This is a genomic window from Methyloversatilis sp., assembly GCF_030696805.1.
GTDB lineage: Bacteria > Pseudomonadota > Gammaproteobacteria > Burkholderiales > Rhodocyclaceae > Methyloversatilis.
On the sequence record NZ_JAUYRO010000053.1, the window covers coordinates 117,539 to 137,883 of the forward strand.

The following is a 20,345-nucleotide window of genomic DNA, read 5'->3' on the forward strand; positions in this document are numbered from 1 at the left end:
ATCGATGCTGTGGCGGATGCGGAGCTTCATCGGTGCGCTGTGTGCCGCCGTGCTGGTGGCCGGGTGCGGCGGCGTGGCCGTTGATCGCTATGCAGGCCAGACGCCGGCCATGGACCTGCGTACTTACTTCAATGGCACGGTCAATGGCTGGGGGATGTTCCAGGACCGCGGCGGCGAAGTGATCAAGCGCTTCACGGTGCGTATAGAGGCGCGCTGGGAAGGCGATACCGGCACGCTGGACGAACACTTCTCGTGGAGCGATGGTACGACCAGCCGCCGCGTGTGGACCATCAGGGATCTCGGCAATGGCCGCTATACCGGCCGCGCCGACGACGTGGTCGGCGAGGCGACCGGCGAGGCGAATGGCAGTGCGCTGCGCTGGCGGTATGTACTGGCGCTGCCGGTCGATGGCAGCGTCTACAACGTCGACTTCGACGACTGGATGTACATGATTGACGACAAGGTCATGCTGAACCGCTCGGCAATGAGCAAGTTCGGCATCCACCTCGGCGAGGTGACGTTGTCGTTCACCCGCGGTGCACCCTGATGTTCGCGCCGCTCAACCCACCGCTGGCCGACTGGTCGGGCAAGCGCGTCTGGCTCATCGGTGCGTCGTCCGGCATCGGCGAAGCGCTGGCGCGCCGGCTGATGGCGCAGGGTGCGCGGGTGGCGCTGTCGGCGCGCAGCGCCGACAAGCTCGCAACGCTGTGTTCGTTGTCTGACCAGGCGGTCGCGCTGCCGCTCGACGTGGCCGAACCCGACGCGCTGGCTCATGCGGCCGCCACGCTGACCGCAAGCTGGGGTGGCATCGATGCCGTGCTGTTCGTCGCCGCGCGCTATCAGGCGGTGCGGGCCTGGGAACTGGATCCGGCGGACATCGATGCAACACTCAACACCAATGTTGCCGCCGTCATGAAGGGCTGTGCCGCGGTGCTGCCCGACATGCTTGCCGCGCAGTCGGGTGCGCTCGTCATCCTGTCCAGCGTGGCGGGATATCGCGGCCTGCCCAAGGCCATCATCTACGGTGCGACCAAGGCGGCGCTGATCAACTTCGCCGAAACGCTCTTCATGGACGTACGGCCGCGCGGGCTGGGTGTGCATCTGGTCTGCCCCGGCTTCGTCGAAACGCCGCTGACCGCGCAGAACGACTTCAACATGCCCGCGCTCATTTCCGCCGACGAGGCGGCCGGGCACATCCTGAACGGCCTCGCCCGCGGTGATTTCCACATCCACTTTCCGCGTCGCTTCACGCGCTGGCTTCTGCTGCTGCGACTGCTGCCCTACCGCATGTATTTCGCCGCGGTGCGGCGGATGACCGGGCTTTAAGCTCAGCGGAGTCCGGACTCAGCGCGCTTCGACCGTCGCGGCATCGTCGTCCCGACGCATCGCCAGCGCCGCCAGCCAGTCCAGCACGCAGTAGAACGCACCGGCGGCGATCGGTGGATTGGCGGCGCTAAACGGCAGCCCCGGCACGAGCAGCGCCCAGGTCCAGTTGCCCATCGCCGTGCCGTACAGTTCCATCAGCAGTGCGAGTGCGAACATGGTGCCGTACAACCGTGGTGACGGACCGTAGCGAACGCACAACAGGAAGAAGGCAAACAGCAACAGGCTGATGGTGTCGGCTTCAAACCACGCGAAGGACAGGACCAGACCGGCGCCCAACGCGGGAACGGCATCCGGCAGTGCTGCGGGCAGCCGCTCCGTGAGCCACATGCCGAGCGCGAACAGCAGCACGTGGCCGGGCGGTACGAACAGCGGCAGATTGCCGAGCCGGTATTCGTACAGCCCCCATACCAGCGCCAGCACGATTTCGCCGAAGGTCGCCCACGCCAGGCAAACCAGCCACAAGCGGCGATGGTCGGCGTCGGCGCGCCAGCACAGCAGGCCGAACAGCATCCAGGTCCAGATGGACACCACCGGCTGTGCCCAGGCGAAGGCCTGTCCGTCCAGCCACAGGCCGGCGACGATGGTGAGCACGATGACGAGGGCGAAGCGTTGTGTCATGACGAAGGCGGATGCGATCACGGGTGGCCTGCGCCGGAAAGGCGCGACCGGGGCGCATGGTAAACTCCACGCCTTGAAAAATCGCGGGTTTTCCCATGTCCGGCAACACTTTGGGCACGCTGTTCTGTGTCACGTCCTTCGGTGAATCGCATGGCCCGGCCATCGGCTGCGTGGTCGATGGCTGCCCGCCGGGGCTGGCGCTGACCGCGGCCGACATCCAGCATGAACTTGATCGGCGCAAGCCCGGTACATCGCGTCACGTGACGCAGCGACGCGAGCCGGACGAGGTGGAAATCCTGTCCGGCGTGTTCGAGGGTATGACGACCGGCACGCCGATCGCATTGCTGATCCGCAACCAGGACCAGCGTTCGAAGGACTACGGCAACATCGCCGAAACCTTCCGCCCGGGTCACGCCGACTACGCCTACTGGCAGAAGTACGGCATCCGCGACCACCGCGGCGGCGGTCGTTCTTCGGCGCGCGAGACGGCCGTGCGCGTGGCGGCCGGCGCGATCGCGCGCAAGTGGCTGAAGGAGCGTCATGGCATCGACATCCACGGCTGGATGAGCCAGCTCGGCCCGCTGCGCATCACTTACCGTGACCGCACGGCAATTGCCGACAACCCCTTCTTCGCCCCCGACGCAGCCATCGTTCCCGAGCTTGAGGCCTTCATGGACACGCTGCGCAAGTCGGGCGATTCCTGCGGCGCGCGCATCGATGTCATCGCATCCGGTGTGCCGGTCGGCTGGGGCGAGCCAGTGTATGACAGGCTTGATGCAGACATCGCGCACGCGATGATGGGCATCAATGCGGTCAAGGGTGTGGAGATCGGCGCCGGTTTTGCGAGCGTCGAGCAGCGCGGCACCGAACACTCGGACGAAATGTCGCCGCAGGGCTATCTGTCGAACAACGCCGGCGGTGTGCTCGGCGGCATTTCGACCGGTCAGGACGTGCGTGTGTCGATCGCCATCAAGCCGACGTCGAGCATTCGGCTCGATCGACATTCGATCGACAATGCGGGCAACCCGGTCATCGTGAATACGCACGGCCGGCACGATCCGTGTGTCGGCATTCGCGCAACACCGGTGGCTGAAGCCATGCTGGCGCTGGTGCTGATCGACCATGCGTTGCGTCACCGCGCGCAGTGCGGCGACGTCGAATGTGCGACGCCGCGCATCGCCGCGGCGGCGCCGGCCGACGTGATCGCCGGCATCCGCGCGCAGCGCGACACGGCGGTCGATGATCCGGAGCCGGACGAGGCCTGAAGGCGCCAGCTGCGCGTCAGCCGGCGACGGCCGGGTTCAGCGAGTACACTCCGGTCAGCTTCGCTTCACCGAGTACATGGCCAGCCATCGCCTTGAGTGCATCGGCGGCCGTGAAACGTCCGTCGACCGGCAGCCGCTCGACGTCCAGCGCGTACAGCGTGAACACGTAGTGATGCAGGACTTCGTCGTTCCACGGCGGGCAAGGGCCGTCGTAGCCGTGGTAATCGCCCTTCATCTGCTCATCTGCGGCAAACCAGGCCGTGTAGTCGTTGATGCCCTGGCGGGTGCCGCGCGGTCCGGTCGGACCTGGCTTGCCGCAGGGGGTCACGTCGGACGAAAACTCGCCCTCGGCGATTTCCCCGGCCGGGGCGAGATCCACCAGCACCCAGTGCGAAAAATCGGTGCGCGGCAGGCTGGCGGGGACGGTGCGTCCTTCCTGATTGACGTCGTCCGGCCGGGTCGGTACGTCCGGGTCGTTGCAGATCAGCACCAGCGATCGGGTGCCGGTCGGCAGGCCGGACCAGGCGAGATGCGGATTGCGGTTCGCGCCCAGGCAGGCGTGGCCGGTGTCAGCCGGAATGCAGAAGGCGTTTTCGCCCGGAATGCGGCTGTTGTCTGCGAAGGTGTTGCTCGTCAGTTTCATGCTTTCCCTCCAGTCAGGATGCTGCGCGCCGCGAAAAGTCGCGCAGCCGGAAACCCAGTGCAAACAGCGTGGCGAAGTAGGCACCTGCGCCCGCCAGAACGATCCACGTCAGGTTCAGGATGCGCGTCATCGTACCTGCGCGCAGCCAGTCGCCGGCAAGATCGGCGCTGATGTACAGCACGCCGCCCATGACGGCCAGCGCCACGAGGATTTTCAGCCAGAAAGCGGTCCATCCGGGTGCCGGCAGGTAGGCGCCGATGCGCCGCAGGCCGCGATACAGCAGTGCGGCATTGACCAGCGAAGCAAGACCGATCGACAGCGCCAGCCCGGCGTGCGCCAGCGGTTTGATGAAGGCGAGGTTCATCAGTTGCGTCAGCACCAGCACACCGAGCGCGATTTTCACCGGCGTGCGGATGTCCTGGCGCGAATAAAAGCCCGGCGCGAGCACTTTCACGAGGATCAGCCCCGTCAGGCCGACACTGTAGGCGACCAGTGCGTTGCGCGTCTGCAGCACATCGTGCGCCGTAAACTGGCCGTGGTGGAACAGCGTCGCAACAAGCGGCGTGGCGAGCAGGGCGAGCGCCAGCGCAGCGGGCAGCGTGAGCATCAGGGTCAGCCGCAGGCCCCAGTCGAGCAGGCCGGAAAATTCGCCGGCATTGCCGTCTGCATGGCTGCGCGAAAGCGAGGGCAGCAGGATGGTACCCAGCGCCACGCCGAGCAGACCGGCTGGAAATTCCATCAGGCGGTCTGCGTAATACAGCCACGACACCGATCCGCTCTCGAGGAAGGACGCGAAGATGGTGTTGATGAGCAATGAAATCTGCGACACCGACACGCCGAGGATGGCCGGCAGCATCAACTTGAATACACGCCGCACGCCCGGGTCCTGCAGATCGAGCCTGATGCGCGGCAGCATCCCGATGCGCATCAGCGCCGGCACCTGCAACGCAAGTTGCAGCACGCCACCGATGAATACCGCCCAGGCCAGCGCCAGCACCGGCGGATCGAAAAAGGGCGCCGCGAACAGGCTCATGCCGATGAAGCTCAGGTTCAGCAGCACCGGCGTGAATGCAGGTATCGCGAAACGGCTGAAGGTGTTCAGCACGCCGCCGGCCATGGCCACCAGCGACATGAAAAGGATGTAGGGGAAGGTGATGCGGGTCAGCATGACCGTCAGGTCGAACTTTTCTGCGTCTGCCGCGAAGCCCGGCGCCGATATGTAGATCAGCCAGGGCGCGCCGAGGATGCCGAGCAGCGTCACACCGGTGACGATGAGCGCGAGCAGGGTCGCCACCCGATCGATCAGCGCCCGGGTGTCTTCTGTGCCGCGCCGATTGCGGTACTCGCCGAGAATGGGTACGAAGGCCTGCGAAAACGCGCCTTCGGCGAACATGCGGCGCAACAGGTTGGGCAGGCGGAAGGCGACGAAAAAGGCGTCGGTCGCTGCGCCCGCACCGAAAGCGCGTGCGATGAAGAAGTCGCGTGCGAAACCGAGGATGCGCGATAGCAGCGTCATGCTGCTGACAGTCGCGAGTGTGCGGAGCAGATTCATCGAATGGAGGCGATGCCGGATCAGCGCGCACCTTACCAGAGCGCGCTTCGCCAACGTGGTTGCCGGAGGTGTCGCCGAGGGCTTGCGCCATACGGGCAGCTTACGTATACTCGCGTGTTTTCCCGAACACGAGTTCGCAACATGGCCAATTCAGCACAAGCACGCAAGCGCGCCCGTCAGGCAAACGTTCGTCGCGATCACAACACCAGCCAGCGCTCTGAACTGCGCACGGCGATCAAGAACGTCCGCAAGGCGATTCTCGCTGGCGACAAGCAGGCTGCGCAGGCGATTTTCCTGAAGGCACAGACGACGATCGACAGCATCGCCGACAAGAACATCATTCACAAGAACAAGGCTGCCCGCCACAAGAGCCGCCTGTCCGGTGCAATCAAGTCGATGGCCGCTGCCGCCTGAGCGTCGATTTGAAAGAAAAAGCCGACCTTCTGGTCGGCTTTTTTGTTTTGTCCGGCAGTTTTTCCGGAACGACGACCTGATTCGTCGGTGTGTCGTCCGGATCCCGATCCGGAATTCATACATCTTCCGGGACTTCCGTGCTGGCGGCAGTCTTCATTCCGGACGCGGCATGTCCTTCGCGACCGTGCCGTGCCGGTCAGGACAGCGTGTCGCTGACTTCAAAGTCGACACGCAAGCCGTTGTCACGCGCGAAGTGCATCAGAAAATTGTAGGCCAGCGGTTCGAGTACATACAGCCGTGCATCGACGAAGACACACTTTTCCCCGGTAATCCAGCAACCCGGTCGCACAAATGGCGAATACCGCATCTTGCGCTGGCTGCCGAATGACGACATCACGCCGCACAGGCGGTCGCACCAATCGCTGGGGCGGAATGGCTTGCCATTGGCGGTAGCGCCGATGATGGTGAAACTGCGTGGTGCCCGGTTTCCTTCACGCAATGCGTCCTCGGCAGTGCGTGTCGACAAGACTTCGTTCGCCGGAGAATCGGCAATCGTTAAAGTTGTAGCTTCAATGTGCGGGACGGCGCTCATATCGGATTTACGACCTGTGCAGTGGAATTCTTGACCGAAGCCGCAGATGCATGCGCTTGCAGGCAAAGCGAGTCAACCGAGAAATCCTTTAAAAACAATCGGAACGAATTGTAAAGTTACCAACTAGTTTCTATACTCGCGCTATCTCCATGACGAGATTGCGATTTATGCTTAATTCACCCATGCGCGCTCACAGGGCAGCGAAGCCTTCGACGGTGCGGTCTCCGGTAGCACGGTTCGGATTCACCATTCGCACACGCACTGGCGTGTTGATGGAGAACCTGAGCATTCCAGGTACGTCGGCTGACGATGCCGAACGCAAGCTCAAGCAGATCTACATGGGTTGCTCAGTGCTAGCACGCTTTGTGCCAGATTGATGCCTGCGCATCGCACTTACGGATGATCCTTTCTGGATCAGGACGCTAGCGCTGGTGACGCCGGCTTCAGGGGGCTCTGACGCGATGTGTCACCCGCGTTCGTTGCTGCGCTGCGGTGACGATGTGCGCCGCAACATGAAGGTTTGGCGCTACACAGCGTGACGGCTTTGCACTAAAATCGTGGCTTGATCAAGCACGGCGGCGCGAGCCGCCGTGCTTTTTTCGTTTTCCATAGTGCGCCTCACGGCGCACTCGCCACGCGGTCGCGGAGCTTTCGATGACGCATCTGATGAATACCTACGGCCGGCAGCCGGTCGCCTTCACGCACGGCAAGGGCGCTCGCCTGTATGACGACGCCGGACGCGAGTATCTGGACGCGATGGCGGGCGTGGCGGTCAACACGCTGGGCCATGGCCACCCAGATCTGGTGCAGGCGATCTCCCGCCAGGCCGCCGAGATGATCCATTGCTCGAACCTGTACCGGGTGACTGCACAGGAAGATCTGTCGGACCGTCTGGCAGCACTGTCGGGCATGGATGAGGTGTTCTTCTGCAACTCCGGTTGCGAGGCCAACGAGGCGGCGATCAAGCTGGCACGTTTGTACGGGCATCAGCGCGGCGTTGAACTGCCCGGCATCATCGTCATGGAGCACGCCTTTCACGGCCGCACGCTGGCCACGTTGTCGGCCACCGGCAACCGCAAGGTGCAGGCCGGGTTCGAACCGCTGACACCGGGTTTCTACCGCGTGCCGTTCAGCGACATCGCTGCCGTGAAAGCGATTGCCGAACACAACCGCAATGTGGTGGCCGTGCTGTTTGAACCCGTTCAGGGCGAGGGCGGCATCCACCCGGCAGACCTGGACTACGTGCGCGAACTGCGCGAATTGTGTACCCAGCATCAGTGGTTGATGATGGTCGACGAAGTACAGAGCGGCGTCGGCCGCACCGGCAGTTGGTTTGCCTTCCAGCATGCCGGCATCGAGCCGGATGTGATGACGCTGGCCAAGGGTCTGGGTTCCGGTGTCCCGATCGGTGCCTGCGTGGCGCGTGGCCCGGCAGCCGGCGTATTCAAGCCCGGAACGCACGGATCGACCTTCGGCGGCAATCCGCTGGCCTGCGCCGCCGCACTGACCACGCTGCACGTGATCGAGCGCGATGGCCTCATGGAAAACGCCGTGCGTCAAGGCGACGCCATCCGCACCGCCTTCCGTACGGCACTGGCCGACACCGCCGGCGTGAAGGATATTCGTGGCGTCGGCATGATGATCGGTGTCGAACTCGATCGGCCGTGCGGTGCGCTGGTCGCGCGGGCGCTTGAGGCGGGCGTGCTGATCAACGTCACGTCGGAAAGCACCATCCGTCTGGTGCCGCCGCTGATCTATTCCGATGCCGACAGCCAGGAACTGGTGCAGCGCCTCACGCCCCTCATTCGCAACTTTCTCGCGGGCTCACAGCTCGCTGCCTGACGATGACCCGACCCAGACACTTTCTGCAGCTCACCGACCTGTCGCGCGAAGAACTGGATTACGTGTTCGCGCGCACGCGCTGGATCAAGGACAAGTTCAAGCGCTATGAGCAGTACTGGCCGCTGCAGGACCGCACGCTGGTGATGATTTTCGAAAAACAGAGCACGCGCACGCGGTTGTCGTTCGAAGCCGGCATGCATCAGATGGGTGGCAGCGCCATCTACCTGAATACGCGCGATTCGCAGCTCGGTCGCGGTGAGCCGGTGGAAGACGCAGCGCAGGTCATTTCGCGCATGTGCGACGTGGTCATGATCCGCACCTTCGAACAGACCATCATCGAGCGCTTCGCCGCCAACTCGCGCGTGCCGGTCATCAACGGTCTGACCAACGAATACCACCCGTGCCAGGTGCTGGCCGACATCTACACCTGGATCGAGCACCGCGGCGAGATATCCGGCCGCACGGTGGCGTGGATCGGTGACTCCAACAATATGTGCCACACCTGGATGCAGGCGGCCGAGCTGTTCGACTTCAAGCTGAACATTTCAACACCGCCCGGCTACGAAGTGGAGCCGGAGCGCGCCGGCGTCGGGACCGATCACCACGAATGCTTTGCCGACCCGATGGACGCCGCGCGCGAGGCCGATCTGGTGACCACCGACGTATGGACCTCGATGGGCTGGGAGGCGGAGAACGAGGCGCGTGCCGCGGCGTTCGCCGACTGGCAAGTAGACGCCGACATGATGAAGGCCGCGAAGCCGGATTCGCTGTTCATGCACTGTCTGCCGGCGCATCGTGGTGAAGAGGTCAGTGCAGACGTGATCGACGGCCCGCATTCGGTGGTTTGGGAAGAAGCCGAAAACCGCCTGCACGCGCAGAAGGCGCTGATGGAATTCCTGTTGCTGGGCCGCGTGTCCGGCAGCTGAATCGACGAATCTACTGAAAGCGAAAGACGAAGACGATGAGTGGCACGATGACAAGCGGCGACATCAAGAAAGTGGTCCTGGCCTATTCGGGCGGCCTGGACACCTCGGTCATCCTGAAGTGGCTGCAGGATGTATATCAGTGCGAGATCGTGACCTTCACCGCCGATCTCGGACAGGGTGAAGAGCTCGAACCGGCGCGTGCCAAGGCGATCAAACTGGGCATCAAGCCGGAGAACATCTACATCGACGACTTGCGCGAGGAGTTCGTGCGCGACTTCGTGTTTCCGATGTTCCGCGCCAACACGATCTATGAAGGCGAGTACCTGCTCGGCACCTCGATCGCGCGTCCGCTGATCGCCAAGCGCCTGATCGACATCGCGCGCGAAACCGGCGCCACCGCCATTTCACACGGCGCGACCGGCAAGGGCAATGACCAGGTGCGTTTTGAACTCGGCGCCTACGCACTGATGCCGAATGTGAAGGTGATCGCGCCTTGGCGCGAGTGGGATCTGCTGTCGCGCGAAAAGCTGCTTGCCTACGCCGAAACACACGGCATACCGATCGAAATGAAGCACAAGCAGGGTGGCTCGCCGTACTCGATGGACGCCAACCTGCTGCACATCAGCTACGAAGGCCGTCATCTGGAAGATCCGTCGGCCGAAGCCGAAGAATCGATGTGGCGCTGGACGGTGTCGCCGGAAGCGGCGCCGGATGCGGCCGAATACCTCGACCTCGAATTCGAGCGCGGCGACCTGGTGAGCATCAACGGCACCCGCATGCCGGCGCACGAGTTGCTGGCCACGCTGAACCAGATCGGTGGCAAGCACGGCATCGGCCGCCTCGATCTGGTGGAGAACCGCTACGTCGGCATGAAGTCGCGCGGCTGCTACGAAACACCGGGCGGCACCATCCTGCTGCGCGCCCACCGCGCCATCGAGTCGATCACGCTGGACCGTGAAGTCGCCCATCTGAAGGACGACCTGATGCCGCGCTACGCCAGCATCATCTACACCGGCTACTGGTGGAGCCCGGAGCGCCGCGCGCTGCAGGCACTGATCGACCACACGCAGCAATCGGTCAATGGCTGGGTCCGCGTAAAGCTGTACAAGGGCAATGTGATTGTCGTGGCGCGCGATTCGAAGACCGATTCGCTGTTCGATCCGACCATCGCCACCTTCGAGGACGACGCCGGTGCCTACGACCAGAAGGACGCGGCCGGTTTCATCAAGCTGAACGCGCTGCGCATGCGCATTGCCGCCAACGCGGCGATCAAGCGCGGCAAGTAAGTCTCCGGACGCATACCCACTTACAGGAACGGAAGCATGTCCCAGTTCGACAACGTCAATGTCGTCAAGAAGGCCAACGTCTATTTCGACGGCAAGTGCGTCAGCCACAGCATCCAGTTCGCCGACGGCACGAAGAAGTCGGTCGGCGTCATCCTGCCGGCCACACTCACCTTCAACACCGGCGCACCGGAAATCATGGAAGGCGTGGCAGGCAGCTGCCGTGTGCGCCTGAAGGGTGAGGCCGAATGGAAGACTTACGGTGCAGGCGAGTCCTACAATGTGCCGGGCAACTCGTCGTTCGACATCGAAGTGGCCGGCGAGCCCTATCACTACGTCTGCCACTTCGGCTGAGCGGACACTTCCGGGAACCGACGCATGCCTTCCTTCGACATCAGTTCCGAAATCGACATGGTCGAACTGCGCAATGCGGTCGATCAGGCCAACAAGGAAATTGCCAACCGCTTCGACTTCAAGGGATCGGATGCGCGCGTCGAGCAGGGTGACAAGCTGTTGACGCTGTTTGCCGACGACGACTTCAAGCTCGACCAGGTCTACGACGTGCTGCTCGCCAAGTTCGCCAAGCGCAACATCGACGTGCGTTCGATCGAGCGTGGCGACGCGCAGAAGATCAGCGGCAACAAGTCGAAGCAGGAACTGAAGCTCAAGGTGGGCATCGAGAGCGAATCGGCGAAGAAGATCGTGCGCATCCTCAAGGACAGCAAGCTCAAGGTGCAGGGCAGCATCCAGGGCGAAGAAGTGCGCGTCACCGGCGCCAAGCGGGACGTGCTGCAGGACGCGATCGCGCTGCTGCGCAAGCAGGTGACCGATATTCCGCTGCAGTTCGGCAATTTCCGCGACTGAGCGGCGCGCTGCCGCGTCAGCCGGCGGCGCACTTCAGTCCTTCAGACCTTCGCTCCACTTCGCGTAGGCGCATTCTGCGACGGCGTGCAGCGCCGCCACGCGCGCCTCGATGTCCTGCTGCATGTCGTCGGCAGATTGCACCGTCGGCTGGGCCGACGCTTCGTGGATTTCCTTCTGCCCGCCGACACACCACTCGCGGATCATCGCTTCGGTCATTTCGATGTGGCACTGCATCGCCAGATGCTTGCCGATCGCCCACGCCTGATTGGTGCAGGCGTCCGACGCCAGCAGATGGCTGGCACCGTCGGGCAGCGAAAAAGTTTCACCGTGCCAGTGAAATGACAGGAAGCCCTCCCGGTCGCCGAACCACTCGCGCGCAGCCGGGCCGCTCAGCGTGACTTGGCGCCAGCCGATCTCCTTGACCGGATTGGCGCCCACCGTACCGCCGAGCGCCTTCGTCATCAGCTGCCCACCCAGGCAGTGGCCGATGACCGGGATGTCGGCATCCATCGCGCGGCGGATCAGCGCCAGCACCTCAGGTATCCAGGGTAGCGGGTCGTTAACACTCATCGGGCCGCCCATGAAACACAGGCCCGAGAATGGGGTCGGATCAGCCGGAACGGTATCGCCGCGGTCGATGGCGACCACCTTGATTTCGCGGCCTATGCCTTTCATGTATGTTGCGATATGCCCTGGCCCCTCGGTCAGGCTGTGACGGAAAACTGCAATGGGCTTCATCAATAGACCTCCTGCGCACATTCTAGCGATGCTTCTGTCGCTGGCGAGCGGTTCTGCCTACTCGGCGGACCTCTCGCTGGCGGGCGTGTTTGGCGGCAAGGCGGTGCTGGTGGTCGATGGCGGCGCGCCGCGCACGCTTGCCGTCGGAGCCCGGTCGCCGGAAGGCATCCGGTTGTTGTCGGTTGACCGCGACAGCGCGTGGGTTGAAGTCGAAGGCAGGCGCGTGCAGCTGCGCATCGGCGAAAACGTCGCCTCGTCGCGCAGCAGCGATGCCGGCGCAGTCGCCATCCACCTGAACGCCGATTCGCAGGGGCACTTCCTGTCCGACGGCGCCATCAACGGCACGCCGGTGCGTTTCCTGCTCGATACCGGCGCCACGGTCATCGCGCTCGGGCGCAGCGACGCCCTGCGCGCCAACATCCGCACGGCGTCCGCCCCGGTCATCACGGTGCAGACCGCCAATGGCGTGGTGCGCGCCTGGCGGGTCAAGCTGGCCAGCGTCAAACTGGGCAGCGTGACACTGAGCAATGTCGAGGCGGCAGTGATGGAAGCCGACATGCCGCATGTGCTGCTGGGCATGAGTTTTCTGAACCGCATGGACATGCAGCGCTCGGGCCAGATCATGACGCTGAAGCAGCGCTTCTGATGGACACGCTCCTGCTTTCGACCGCCGGTTTCGATCCGCAAGGTTTGCGCAGTCGCCTGCGCGCACTGCCGCCGTGTCCGATCGACGAGCGCTTCGCCGGCTTCACGCCGGCCGCCGTCCTGGTGCCGGTGGTGATTGGCGGCGCCGAGCCTACCCTGCTGCTGACCCGGCGTAGCGCGCATCTTTACGATCACCCGGGCCAGATCGCGTTTCCGGGTGGCCGGGTCGACCCCGGCGATGTGTCGCCCGAAGCCACCGCGTTGCGCGAAGCGCAGGAAGAAATCGGTCTGGCGGCCGAACAGGTCGAGCTGCTCGGACGCCTGCCCGACTATTTCATCACGGCGAGCGGATTCCGCGTGACGCCGGTGGTCGCCCTGCTGCGTACGCCGCTTGCGTTGCAGCTCGACCCGTTCGAGGTTGCCGAGGCCTTCGAAACCCCGCTGTCCTTCCTGCTCGATCCGTCCAACCGCAAGCGCGGTCGCATTGAGCACGAAGGTGTGATGCGCGAATACTGGGCCATGCCGTGGCAGGGCTACGACATCTGGGGCGCGACCGCGGGCATGATCGTCAGTTTCGCCGAGCACCTGCGCGCCGATCATCCACTGCGGCGGTGACAACGGGCTGTGTTGACTTCTGACCGCTGACGCCCGCCCGGCGCCGGATTCCGCGGTGTGCTATCGTCCGCAGGCTGGCATGGCAACTGACGCTTCTTCATGACTTGGCTGTCTCTCTTCGTCGCACTCCTGATCGAGCAATTCAAACCGCTGTCCTACGAACGCGTAGTGGCGGGGCCGCTTGCGCGCTACGCCTTCTGGTTCGAGCAGCGGCTCAATGCCGGTGAAGCCCGGCATGGCGTGATTGCGTGGGTACTCGCTGTCGGCCTGCCGGTGTTCGCGGTGTGGTGTCTCTACCTCGTGCTGGTGTGGATCAACCCCTTGCTCGGCTGGGCGCTCAATGTATTGGTGCTTTATGCCACCATGGGTTTCCGCCAGTTCAGCCATCATTTCGAGGCGATTGCCGATGCATTGCGCGCCGACGACCCGGACTCAGCGCGACGCGAGCTGTCGGACTGGCTGCAGCGCAATACCGACCGCCTGAAGACCGAGGAAATCGCCCGGCTGTCGATCGAGCAGGGCATCCTCGCGGCGCATCGGCACGTGCTTGCTCCGCTCGCGCTGTTCGCACTGCTGCCCGGACCGACCGGCCCGCTGCTGTATCGTCTCACCGAACGCCTGTCATGGTCGTGGGCGCGGCGGGAAAACATCGAATTCGGTGCATTCGGCCGCTTTGCGCGCCGCATGTACGAATGGCTGGACTGGGTACCCGTGCGCATGACCGCCGCCACGTTCGCCATCGTCGGCGATTTCGAGGATGCGGTGCATTGCTGGCGTACGCAGGCGGCAAAGTGGCCCGAACAGGCGGCCGGCATCCTGCTGGCCAGTGGCGCCGGCGCACTGGGCGTCAAGCTTGGCGCGCCGCTGTTCGAACTGGGCGAGGTGGCCGACCGGCCCGAACTGGGCATGGGCAATGACGCCGATGTTGATCTGATGCAAAGCGCGATTGGCCTGGTCTGGCGCACACTGGTGTTTTGTCTGATCCTGCTTGGCTTGCTGACGCTGGCCGGCTATATCGGAAACTGATTCGAAACGTGTTCAGAAACTGATTTCAAGGGAGGTTGTGGCGATGGCTGACAAGAGAGAAGTGGTGATCGTGGGTGCTGCGCGTACGCCGATCGGCGCCTACGGCGGTTCGCTGAAGGATTTCACGGCATGTGATCTGGGCGCGCACGTCGTCAAGGCCGCCTTTGCGCGCGCCGGTGTCGATGCCAAGGAAGCACAGCATCTGGTGTTCGGCAACGTGATCCACACCGAAGCACGCGACATGTACGTGTCGCGCGTGGTCGCACTCAATGCCGGCATGGCCCAGGAATCCTGCGCAATGGGCGTGAACCGCCTGTGCGGGTCCGGCTTCCAGGCCATCGTGTCGGCCGCCAATGCCATCCAGCTTGGCGACGCCGAATGTGCGGTCGGCGGAGGCGTGGAAACCATGAGCCGCGGCGGTTACCTGATGCCCGCTGCGCGCTGGGGCGCCCGCATGAACGACACCAAGATGATCGACATGATGGTCGGCGCACTGACCGATCCGTTCGAAACGACCCACATGGGCATCACGGCCGAGAACGTTGCCAGCCAGTTCGGTTTCGGTCGTGAAGATCAGGACGCGTTCGCCGTCGAGTCGCACCGCCGCGCTGCCGCCGCAACCGATGCCGGCCATTTCAAGTCGCAGATCGCACCGCTTGAAGTGCAGACCAAGAAGGGCACGACGGTCATCGACACCGATGAGCATTTCCGCCGCGACGCCACGGTCGAAGGCATGGCCAAACTGCGCCCGGTGTTCAAGAAGGACGGCTCGGTGACTGCCGGCAATGCTTCGGGCATCAACGACGGCGCGGCCGCCATCGTCATGATGGAAGCGGGCGCCGCTGCCCGTTCCGGTGCCAAGCCGCTGGCCCGCCTGGTGTCCTATGCGGTTGCCGGCGTCGCGCCCAGCATCATGGGCACGGGCCCGATTCCTGCCGTCAAGCTGGCGCTCGCGCGCGCCGGCCTGAAGGCGTCCGATCTTGACGTGATCGAATCGAACGAGGCGTTTGCTGTGCAGGCAATGTGCGTCACGCGCGAACTGGGTCTCGATCCGGCCAAGGTGAATGTCAATGGCGGCGCAGTGGGCCTCGGTCATCCGGTCGGTGCGACGGGTGCGGTCCTCACCGTCAAGTGCCTGTACGAACTGCAGCGCACGGGCGGCCGCTATGGCCTGATCACGATGTGCATCGGCGGCGGTCAGGGCATTGCCGGCATCATCGAACGCATCTGAGTGCGGGTCGCTCCAACACTCCTGAACGCCCCGCACCCCGCGGGGCGTTTTGTTTTGCGGCTCTGCACCAGATGAATCCGGGTGCCGCACCGTTGTGGTGCAAAAACCCATTCGGGGCAGGGGTTTTCAAGTATGGACGCGGCTTTGGGGCATGGCACATTTCTCGCTGTGCTCCGGATGAAGTCAGCACAAGCGCCACATCACCACCGAGACAACACGATCATGGCAAATCCGTCGTCGATCTATGACGAAATGAACAGTGCCGACGGCACGGTGCGAAGTCACTACGCCGGATACAAGAAGTGGCTTGCGGAAACGCCTCCCGAGCGCATTGCCCAGAAGCGGGCCGAAGCCGACCTCGTCTTTCACCGCGTCGGCATCACCTTCGCCGTCTATGGCGAAGAGTCCGGCAAGGAACGCCTGATTCCGTTCGACATCGTGCCGCGCATCATTCCGGCGCAGGAATGGAAGCAGCTCGCAGCCGGCCTGCGCCAGCGGGTCAAGGCGCTGAACATGTTCCTGAACGACGTCTATCACGATCAGGAAATCATCAAGGCCGGTCACGTACCGGCCGAACAGATACTGTCCAACAGCCAGTACCGCCCGGAAATGCAGGGCGTCGATGTGCCCGGCGGCATCTATGCGCACATCGCCGGGGTCGACGTGGTGCGGGCCGGCGCTGGCGAGTTCTACGTGCTGGAAGACAATCTGCGCGTGCCCTCCGGCGTGTCCTACATGCTGGAAGACCGGCGGATGATGATGCGGCTGTTCCCGGAGCTGTTTTCGCGCTACCGCGTGGCACCGGTCGAGCACTACCCGGACATGCTGCTGACCAATCTGCGCGCTGTCGCACCGGCCGGGGTGATCGACCCGACTGTCGTCGTGCTCACGCCGGGCGCCTACAACTCGGCCTACTTCGAACACGCCTTCCTCGCGCAGCAGATGGGCGTCGAGCTGGTCGAGGGGCAGGACCTGTTCGTGCGCGACGAGCACCTGTACATGCGCACCACCCAGGGTCCGCAGCGGGTGGACGTGATCTACCGCCGCATCGACGACGACTTCCTTGACCCGCTCGCCTTCCGGCCCGATTCCATGCTTGGCGTGCCGGGGCTGCTGCAGGTCTATCGCGACGGACATGTCACGCTGGCCAATGCGATCGGTACCGGAGTGGCCGACGACAAGTCGATCTATCCCTATGTGCCGGACATGATCCGCTTCTATCTCGGCGAAGAACCTCTGCTGAACAATGTACCGACGTTCATGTGCCGCAAGCCGGACGATCTGGCTTACGTGCTCTCTCATCTGGGCGAACTGGTCGTCAAGGAAACGCACGGTGCAGGCGGCTACGGCATGCTGATCGGCCCGCGTGCCACGAAAGAGGAAATCGAACGCTTCCGGCAGCTCATCATCGACACGCCGGATCGCTACATCGCCCAGCCTACGCTTGCGCTGTCTGCCTGCCCGACCTTCGTCGATGCCGGCATCGCGCCACGCCACATCGACCTGCGCCCGTTCGTTCTGTCGGGCAAGGACATCAACATGGTTCCGGGCGGCCTGACCCGCGTGGCGCTGCGCGAAGGATCCCTGGTGGTGAATTCGTCGCAGGGCGGCGGCACCAAAGATACCTGGATACTGGAGGTCTGAGAATGGAAGCCCCCACGCTCACTTCCTTCGCGCAGGGCCGGCTTTGCACGGGCGGCCCGTTCGGCAGGCGCAGCACATGTGCTGCGAAACCCCTGCCTCACCCCTGCCGGGGGGGCTGCGCTGGCCCACGTTCGGCTTTGCACAGCCGACCGGTTGCGCGGGCGGCGAGCAATGCTCGCCGAAACGCCCGCTACACCCCTGGGCGCGGCGCGCAAGCGTCGCATTTTGCCTATGCGGATAACTGGATCGAGTCACCATGCTGAGCCGCACCGCAGATCACCTCTACTGGATGGCCCGCTACATTGAGCGCGCCGAGAACGTCGCCCGCATGCTGGACGTGAATTACCGCATGTCCATGGTGCCCCAGGCCGACGGGGGCATTGACGCCGGTTGGGGGGCGACGCTGTCGATCACCGGTCTGGAAGACGCGTTTCGCGCCAAGCACAGTGCAGCGACCATGGAGTCGGTGCTCGAATTCATGGTGTTCGACGGCACGAATTCATCGTCGATCATGAGTTGCCTGCGCATGGCGCGCGAAAACGCCCATGCGGTGCGCGGCACCATCACGTCGGAAATGTGGGAAACCACCAACGACACCTGGCTCAAAATGCGCGACTACCCGCGCTGGAAGCTCGCCGGGAGTGAAATCGGCGAGTTTTTCGAATGGGTGAAGTTCCGCTCACATCTTTCGCGCGGCGTCACGCTGGGCACCATGCTGCGCGACGAGGCCTTTCACTTCATCCGCCTCGGCACCTTCCTCGAACGGGCCGACGCGACCGCGCGCTTCATCGACGTGAAGTACCACATGCTGGTCGATGGTGCGGCGCCGCCCGACACCGCTGCCGACTACTACCAATGGAGCGCGCTGCTGCGCTCGGTGTCCGCGTTCGAGGTGTATCGCAAGGTCTATCGCGACATGATCACGCCGGTCAAGGTGGCCGAGCTGCTCATCTTGAATGACCAGATGCCACGCTCCCTGCGTACGAGCCTGGACGAAGTGTTCGAAAACCTGAGCGCGCTGTCGAACTACCGTTCGAGCGAAACCGAGCGGCGTGCTGGTGAACTTCATGCCAGCCTGAAGTTCGGCCGCATCGAAGACGTGTTCACGCGTGGCCTGCACGAATACCTGACGCAGTTCATCGTACGTGTCATCGATCTGGGCAACCGGGTGTCCGAAGACTTCCTGGTGCCGATGTCGTCGAATTGACCGCCCCCTGGGCCGTCCTGCGACCGTCCCGCCCCCAGAGGGGGCACGTCGTCCGGGGGGCAGCCCGACGGCGACTTTTCTGCCGATATCAGAGGAGATGATCATGCTGCTCGACATCCGCCACGAAACAACGCTGCGCTTTACGCGGCCGGTTCCATACAGCATCCAGCAGTTGCGGCTGACGCCGCGCGAGGATTCGACCCAGCGTGCGCTGGCCTGGAAGGTTCAGGCGCCCGGCAGCGCGCGCCGGTCGATCGATGCGCACGGCAATGTCGGTCACCTCCTGACACTGGACCGCCCGCACAGTGAGTTGTCCATCCTGGTCAGCGGTACGGTTCGCATGACCGACGATGCCGCATGGATGCCGCGTGATGCGGGCACGCTGTCGCCGCTGTCCTATCTGGCGACCAGCCGCCTGACGGAAAGCGATGAACAGGCACATGCGATGGCGGCCACCCATCTTCGCGCGCGCCGCGACACCGTGGGCGAATTGCTCGACCTGAGCGGCGCGATCTGCGGCGCGGTACGCCACCAGCCTGAATGCGTGCCGCCGGCCGGCGCCGCCAGTGCATTCGAAGCCGGGCGCGGTTGCGGCGCCGATATCGCGCATGCCTTCATCGCATGCTGCCGCGCCGCCGGCCTGCCGGCGCGTTTCGTCAGCGGCTATCTGGTCGACACGGCCGGAGAATGGGCTGCACCGCACACCTGGGTCGACGTCTGGCTCGCCAGCGGCCCCGCCGCCGGCGGCGAAGCCGGCTGGGTCAGCGTCGATGTGCTCGAACGATCGCTGGCCGGGCAGGGCTACTGCCGACTGGCCGTCGGTCGCGATCATCTCGATGCCTGCCCGGTGCGTCTGAGCGACACGGCTGACCATGCCGTGATGACAGTGACGCGGGTGTCTGTGCACCGCCACTGAACCGTCGGCCTTTCCGGATGGACTCGCATGGCTGTGGCTTTTCGGGCCGCACCGCGCACAGGCCAGCCGACACGGATAACATTCCTCTCCCACACCTGCCGGAACTTCTGCCATGACTTACTGCGTGGGCATGCTGCTCGACGCCGGGCTGGTCTGCCTGTCGGATTCACGCACCAATGCGGGGGTCGATCACATCAATACCTTCCGCAAGATGAATGTGTTTGAGCGGGCGGGCGAACGCGTGCTCGTGCTGATGAGCGCCGGCAATCTGGCGGTGACCCAGACGCTGGTGAGCCTGTTGCGCGAGCGCCTGGCCACCGACGGGCCGAATCTGTACACCGTTTCCAATCTGTTCGAAGCGGCCCGCCATGTCGGCGACTGCCTGCGCGAGGTGTATGCGCGCGACGCCGATGCGCTGCAGGAATTCGGCATCGAATTCAACGCCTCCTTCATCCTCGGTGGTCAGATACTGGGCGAATTGCCCAGGCTGTTCCAGATCTACTCGGCAGGCAATTTCATCGAGGCGACACGCGATACGCCGTATTTCCAGATCGGCGAGGCAAAGTACGGCAAGCCCATCATCGACCGCGTGATCCGCCCGGAAACCTTGCTCGACGATGCGGCCAAGTGTGCGTTGATATCGATGGATTCGACGATACGGTCCAACCTGTCGGTCGGGCTGCCGCTCGACCTGCTGGTGCTGCGCCGCGACGGACTCAAGGTGTGCTCCAGCCTGCGCATCGACGCCGACAACGCCTACTTCGAAATGATCCGCAGCCGCTGGGGCGAAAGCCTGCGTGAGGCCTTCCACGCGCTGCCCTCGCCGGACTGGATACCGGGCTGATATCGCTCGGGGCCTGGCACACCGCGCCGCAGCGCGCGTTGCGCCGCACAGGTACGTTGTCCTTTCTGGCGTTTCTGCCGGCCCGCCCGCAAAG

Annotated in this window: 22 protein-coding genes; 17 read left to right on the plus strand and 5 right to left on the minus strand. The window is 64.0% G+C overall.

What is annotated here, in order from left to right:
* Positions 1-4: 4 nt before the first annotated feature.
* Together Q8R75_RS09815 and Q8R75_RS09820 are read left to right on the plus strand one after the other, a co-directional pair.
* Complete coding sequence (locus Q8R75_RS09815) at positions 5-547, plus strand: DUF3833 domain-containing protein (RefSeq protein WP_305611885.1); 543 nt, start codon at positions 5-7, stop codon at positions 545-547.
* The gene (locus tag Q8R75_RS09820) at positions 547-1,326 is read left to right on the plus strand and encodes an SDR family NAD(P)-dependent oxidoreductase (protein WP_305611882.1); all 780 of its coding nucleotides are present in this window, start codon (positions 547-549) and stop codon (positions 1,324-1,326) included. Before Q8R75_RS09815 ends, Q8R75_RS09820 begins: the two co-directional genes overlap by 1 nt.
* A gap of 18 nt (positions 1,327-1,344) precedes the next feature.
* Here the strand turns inward: Q8R75_RS09820 and Q8R75_RS09825 are convergent, their stop codons facing one another.
* On the minus strand, positions 1,345-2,025 hold the full coding sequence (locus Q8R75_RS09825; protein ID WP_305611883.1) for a hypothetical protein: 681 nt from the start codon (positions 2,023-2,025) through the stop codon (positions 1,345-1,347).
* Positions 2,026-2,099: 74 nt separating this feature from the next.
* Here Q8R75_RS09825 and aroC point away from each other — a divergent pair, with 74 nt between their 5' ends.
* The gene (aroC, locus tag Q8R75_RS09830) at positions 2,100-3,269 is read left to right on the plus strand and encodes a chorismate synthase (protein ID WP_305625982.1); all 1,170 of its coding nucleotides are present in this window, start codon (positions 2,100-2,102) and stop codon (positions 3,267-3,269) included.
* Positions 3,270-3,285: 16 nt separating this feature from the next.
* Here the strand turns inward: aroC and Q8R75_RS09835 are convergent, their stop codons facing one another.
* Positions 3,286-3,912: a YbhB/YbcL family Raf kinase inhibitor-like protein gene (locus Q8R75_RS09835; protein ID WP_305612041.1), complete on the minus strand. Its 627-nt coding sequence runs from the start codon at positions 3,910-3,912 to the stop codon at positions 3,286-3,288.
* A gap of 13 nt (positions 3,913-3,925) precedes the next feature.
* The gene (gene murJ / locus Q8R75_RS09840) at positions 3,926-5,464 is read right to left on the minus strand and encodes a murein biosynthesis integral membrane protein MurJ (RefSeq protein WP_305625983.1); all 1,539 of its coding nucleotides are present in this window, start codon (positions 5,462-5,464) and stop codon (positions 3,926-3,928) included.
* Positions 5,465-5,605: 141 nt separating this feature from the next.
* Between murJ and rpsT the strand changes: the two genes are divergently transcribed.
* The gene (rpsT, locus tag Q8R75_RS09845; protein WP_257080127.1) at positions 5,606-5,878 is read left to right on the plus strand and encodes a 30S ribosomal protein S20; all 273 of its coding nucleotides are present in this window, start codon (positions 5,606-5,608) and stop codon (positions 5,876-5,878) included.
* A gap of 196 nt (positions 5,879-6,074) precedes the next feature.
* Here rpsT and Q8R75_RS09850 read toward each other — a convergent pair whose 3' ends face one another.
* On the minus strand, positions 6,075-6,470 hold the full coding sequence (locus tag Q8R75_RS09850) for a DUF3579 domain-containing protein (protein WP_305612046.1): 396 nt from the start codon (positions 6,468-6,470) through the stop codon (positions 6,075-6,077).
* A gap of 654 nt (positions 6,471-7,124) precedes the next feature.
* On the opposite strand from Q8R75_RS09850, the gene Q8R75_RS09855 reads away from it, so the two are divergent.
* From Q8R75_RS09855 to Q8R75_RS09875, 5 genes are read left to right on the plus strand one after another with little or no spacing between them, the layout of a single operon-like run.
* On the plus strand, positions 7,125-8,312 hold the full coding sequence (locus Q8R75_RS09855; protein WP_305612047.1) for an acetylornithine transaminase: 1,188 nt from the start codon (positions 7,125-7,127) through the stop codon (positions 8,310-8,312).
* Positions 8,313-8,314: 2 nt separating this feature from the next.
* Complete coding sequence (gene argF, locus Q8R75_RS09860; RefSeq protein WP_305625984.1) at positions 8,315-9,238, plus strand: ornithine carbamoyltransferase; 924 nt, start codon at positions 8,315-8,317, stop codon at positions 9,236-9,238.
* 47 nt (positions 9,239-9,285) lie between these two features.
* On the plus strand, positions 9,286-10,524 hold the full coding sequence (locus Q8R75_RS09865) for an argininosuccinate synthase (RefSeq protein ID WP_305625985.1): 1,239 nt from the start codon (positions 9,286-9,288) through the stop codon (positions 10,522-10,524).
* A gap of 36 nt (positions 10,525-10,560) precedes the next feature.
* Entirely contained in the window at positions 10,561-10,875 is a 315-nt protein-coding gene (locus tag Q8R75_RS09870) for a pyrimidine/purine nucleoside phosphorylase (RefSeq protein WP_305625986.1), read from the plus strand.
* A gap of 24 nt (positions 10,876-10,899) precedes the next feature.
* Entirely contained in the window at positions 10,900-11,385 is a 486-nt protein-coding gene (locus tag Q8R75_RS09875; RefSeq protein ID WP_305625987.1) for a YajQ family cyclic di-GMP-binding protein, read from the plus strand.
* Between the two features lie 33 nt (positions 11,386-11,418).
* Here the strand turns inward: Q8R75_RS09875 and Q8R75_RS09880 are convergent, their stop codons facing one another.
* A complete protein-coding gene (locus Q8R75_RS09880) occupies positions 11,419-12,123 on the minus strand; it encodes a type 1 glutamine amidotransferase (RefSeq protein WP_305614423.1) in 705 nt (234 codons plus the stop codon).
* A gap of 28 nt (positions 12,124-12,151) precedes the next feature.
* Here Q8R75_RS09880 and Q8R75_RS09885 point away from each other — a divergent pair, with 28 nt between their 5' ends.
* The 8 genes from Q8R75_RS09885 (at position 12,152) to Q8R75_RS09920 (ending at position 20,251) form a co-directional block, all read left to right on the plus strand.
* Positions 12,152-12,769, plus strand: a complete 618-nt coding sequence (locus Q8R75_RS09885) for a retropepsin-like aspartic protease (RefSeq protein ID WP_305663645.1) — start codon at positions 12,152-12,154, stop codon at positions 12,767-12,769.
* Positions 12,769-13,383, plus strand: a complete 615-nt coding sequence (locus Q8R75_RS09890) for a CoA pyrophosphatase (RefSeq protein WP_305613333.1) — start codon at positions 12,769-12,771, stop codon at positions 13,381-13,383. Before Q8R75_RS09885 ends, Q8R75_RS09890 begins: the two co-directional genes overlap by 1 nt.
* A 99-nt stretch (positions 13,384-13,482) precedes the next feature.
* Positions 13,483-14,409: a CobD/CbiB family protein gene (locus Q8R75_RS09895; RefSeq protein WP_305625989.1), complete on the plus strand. Its 927-nt coding sequence runs from the start codon at positions 13,483-13,485 to the stop codon at positions 14,407-14,409.
* Positions 14,410-14,452: 43 nt separating this feature from the next.
* The gene (gene bktB / locus Q8R75_RS09900; RefSeq protein WP_305612834.1) at positions 14,453-15,640 is read left to right on the plus strand and encodes a beta-ketothiolase BktB; all 1,188 of its coding nucleotides are present in this window, start codon (positions 14,453-14,455) and stop codon (positions 15,638-15,640) included.
* A gap of 222 nt (positions 15,641-15,862) precedes the next feature.
* Complete coding sequence (locus Q8R75_RS09905) at positions 15,863-17,284, plus strand: circularly permuted type 2 ATP-grasp protein (RefSeq protein WP_305612836.1); 1,422 nt, start codon at positions 15,863-15,865, stop codon at positions 17,282-17,284.
* Between the two features lie 256 nt (positions 17,285-17,540).
* Entirely contained in the window at positions 17,541-18,491 is a 951-nt protein-coding gene (locus Q8R75_RS09910; RefSeq protein WP_305612838.1) for an alpha-E domain-containing protein, read from the plus strand.
* A gap of 103 nt (positions 18,492-18,594) precedes the next feature.
* A complete protein-coding gene (locus Q8R75_RS09915; RefSeq protein ID WP_305612840.1) occupies positions 18,595-19,407 on the plus strand; it encodes a transglutaminase family protein in 813 nt (270 codons plus the stop codon).
* A gap of 112 nt (positions 19,408-19,519) precedes the next feature.
* The gene (locus Q8R75_RS09920; RefSeq protein ID WP_305612842.1) at positions 19,520-20,251 is read left to right on the plus strand and encodes a proteasome-type protease; all 732 of its coding nucleotides are present in this window, start codon (positions 19,520-19,522) and stop codon (positions 20,249-20,251) included.
* Positions 20,252-20,345: the final 94 nt, after the last annotated feature.

What these genes read in the sequence shown, in the direction of transcription:
- Q8R75_RS09815 (WP_305611885.1), top strand. Translation starts at nt 5, where the DNA reads ATGCTGTGGCGGATGCGGAGCTTCATCGGTGCGCTGTGTGCCGCCGTG.
- Q8R75_RS09820 (WP_305611882.1), top strand. Translation starts at nt 547, where the DNA reads ATGTTCGCGCCGCTCAACCCACCGCTGGCCGACTGGTCGGGCAAGCGC.
- aroC (WP_305625982.1), top strand. Translation starts at nt 2,100, where the DNA reads ATGTCCGGCAACACTTTGGGCACGCTGTTCTGTGTCACGTCCTTCGGT.
- Q8R75_RS09835 (WP_305612041.1), bottom strand. Translation starts at nt 3,912, where the DNA reads ATGAAACTGACGAGCAACACCTTCGCAGACAACAGCCGCATTCCGGGC.
- murJ (WP_305625983.1), bottom strand. Translation starts at nt 5,464, where the DNA reads ATGAATCTGCTCCGCACACTCGCGACTGTCAGCAGCATGACGCTGCTA.
- rpsT (WP_257080127.1), top strand. Translation starts at nt 5,606, where the DNA reads ATGGCCAATTCAGCACAAGCACGCAAGCGCGCCCGTCAGGCAAACGTT.
- Q8R75_RS09850 (WP_305612046.1), bottom strand. Translation starts at nt 6,470, where the DNA reads ATGAGCGCCGTCCCGCACATTGAAGCTACAACTTTAACGATTGCCGAT.
- Q8R75_RS09855 (WP_305612047.1), top strand. Translation starts at nt 7,125, where the DNA reads ATGACGCATCTGATGAATACCTACGGCCGGCAGCCGGTCGCCTTCACG.
- argF (WP_305625984.1), top strand. Translation starts at nt 8,315, where the DNA reads ATGACCCGACCCAGACACTTTCTGCAGCTCACCGACCTGTCGCGCGAA.
- Q8R75_RS09865 (WP_305625985.1), top strand. Translation starts at nt 9,286, where the DNA reads ATGACAAGCGGCGACATCAAGAAAGTGGTCCTGGCCTATTCGGGCGGC.
- Q8R75_RS09870 (WP_305625986.1), top strand. Translation starts at nt 10,561, where the DNA reads ATGTCCCAGTTCGACAACGTCAATGTCGTCAAGAAGGCCAACGTCTAT.
- Q8R75_RS09875 (WP_305625987.1), top strand. Translation starts at nt 10,900, where the DNA reads ATGCCTTCCTTCGACATCAGTTCCGAAATCGACATGGTCGAACTGCGC.
- Q8R75_RS09880 (WP_305614423.1), bottom strand. Translation starts at nt 12,123, where the DNA reads ATGAAGCCCATTGCAGTTTTCCGTCACAGCCTGACCGAGGGGCCAGGG.
- Q8R75_RS09885 (WP_305663645.1), top strand. Translation starts at nt 12,152, where the DNA reads ATGCTTCTGTCGCTGGCGAGCGGTTCTGCCTACTCGGCGGACCTCTCG.
- Q8R75_RS09890 (WP_305613333.1), top strand. Translation starts at nt 12,769, where the DNA reads ATGGACACGCTCCTGCTTTCGACCGCCGGTTTCGATCCGCAAGGTTTG.
- Q8R75_RS09895 (WP_305625989.1), top strand. Translation starts at nt 13,483, where the DNA reads ATGACTTGGCTGTCTCTCTTCGTCGCACTCCTGATCGAGCAATTCAAA.
- bktB (WP_305612834.1), top strand. Translation starts at nt 14,453, where the DNA reads ATGGCTGACAAGAGAGAAGTGGTGATCGTGGGTGCTGCGCGTACGCCG.
- Q8R75_RS09905 (WP_305612836.1), top strand. Translation starts at nt 15,863, where the DNA reads ATGGCAAATCCGTCGTCGATCTATGACGAAATGAACAGTGCCGACGGC.
- Q8R75_RS09910 (WP_305612838.1), top strand. Translation starts at nt 17,541, where the DNA reads ATGCTGAGCCGCACCGCAGATCACCTCTACTGGATGGCCCGCTACATT.
- Q8R75_RS09915 (WP_305612840.1), top strand. Translation starts at nt 18,595, where the DNA reads ATGCTGCTCGACATCCGCCACGAAACAACGCTGCGCTTTACGCGGCCG.
- Q8R75_RS09920 (WP_305612842.1), top strand. Translation starts at nt 19,520, where the DNA reads ATGACTTACTGCGTGGGCATGCTGCTCGACGCCGGGCTGGTCTGCCTG.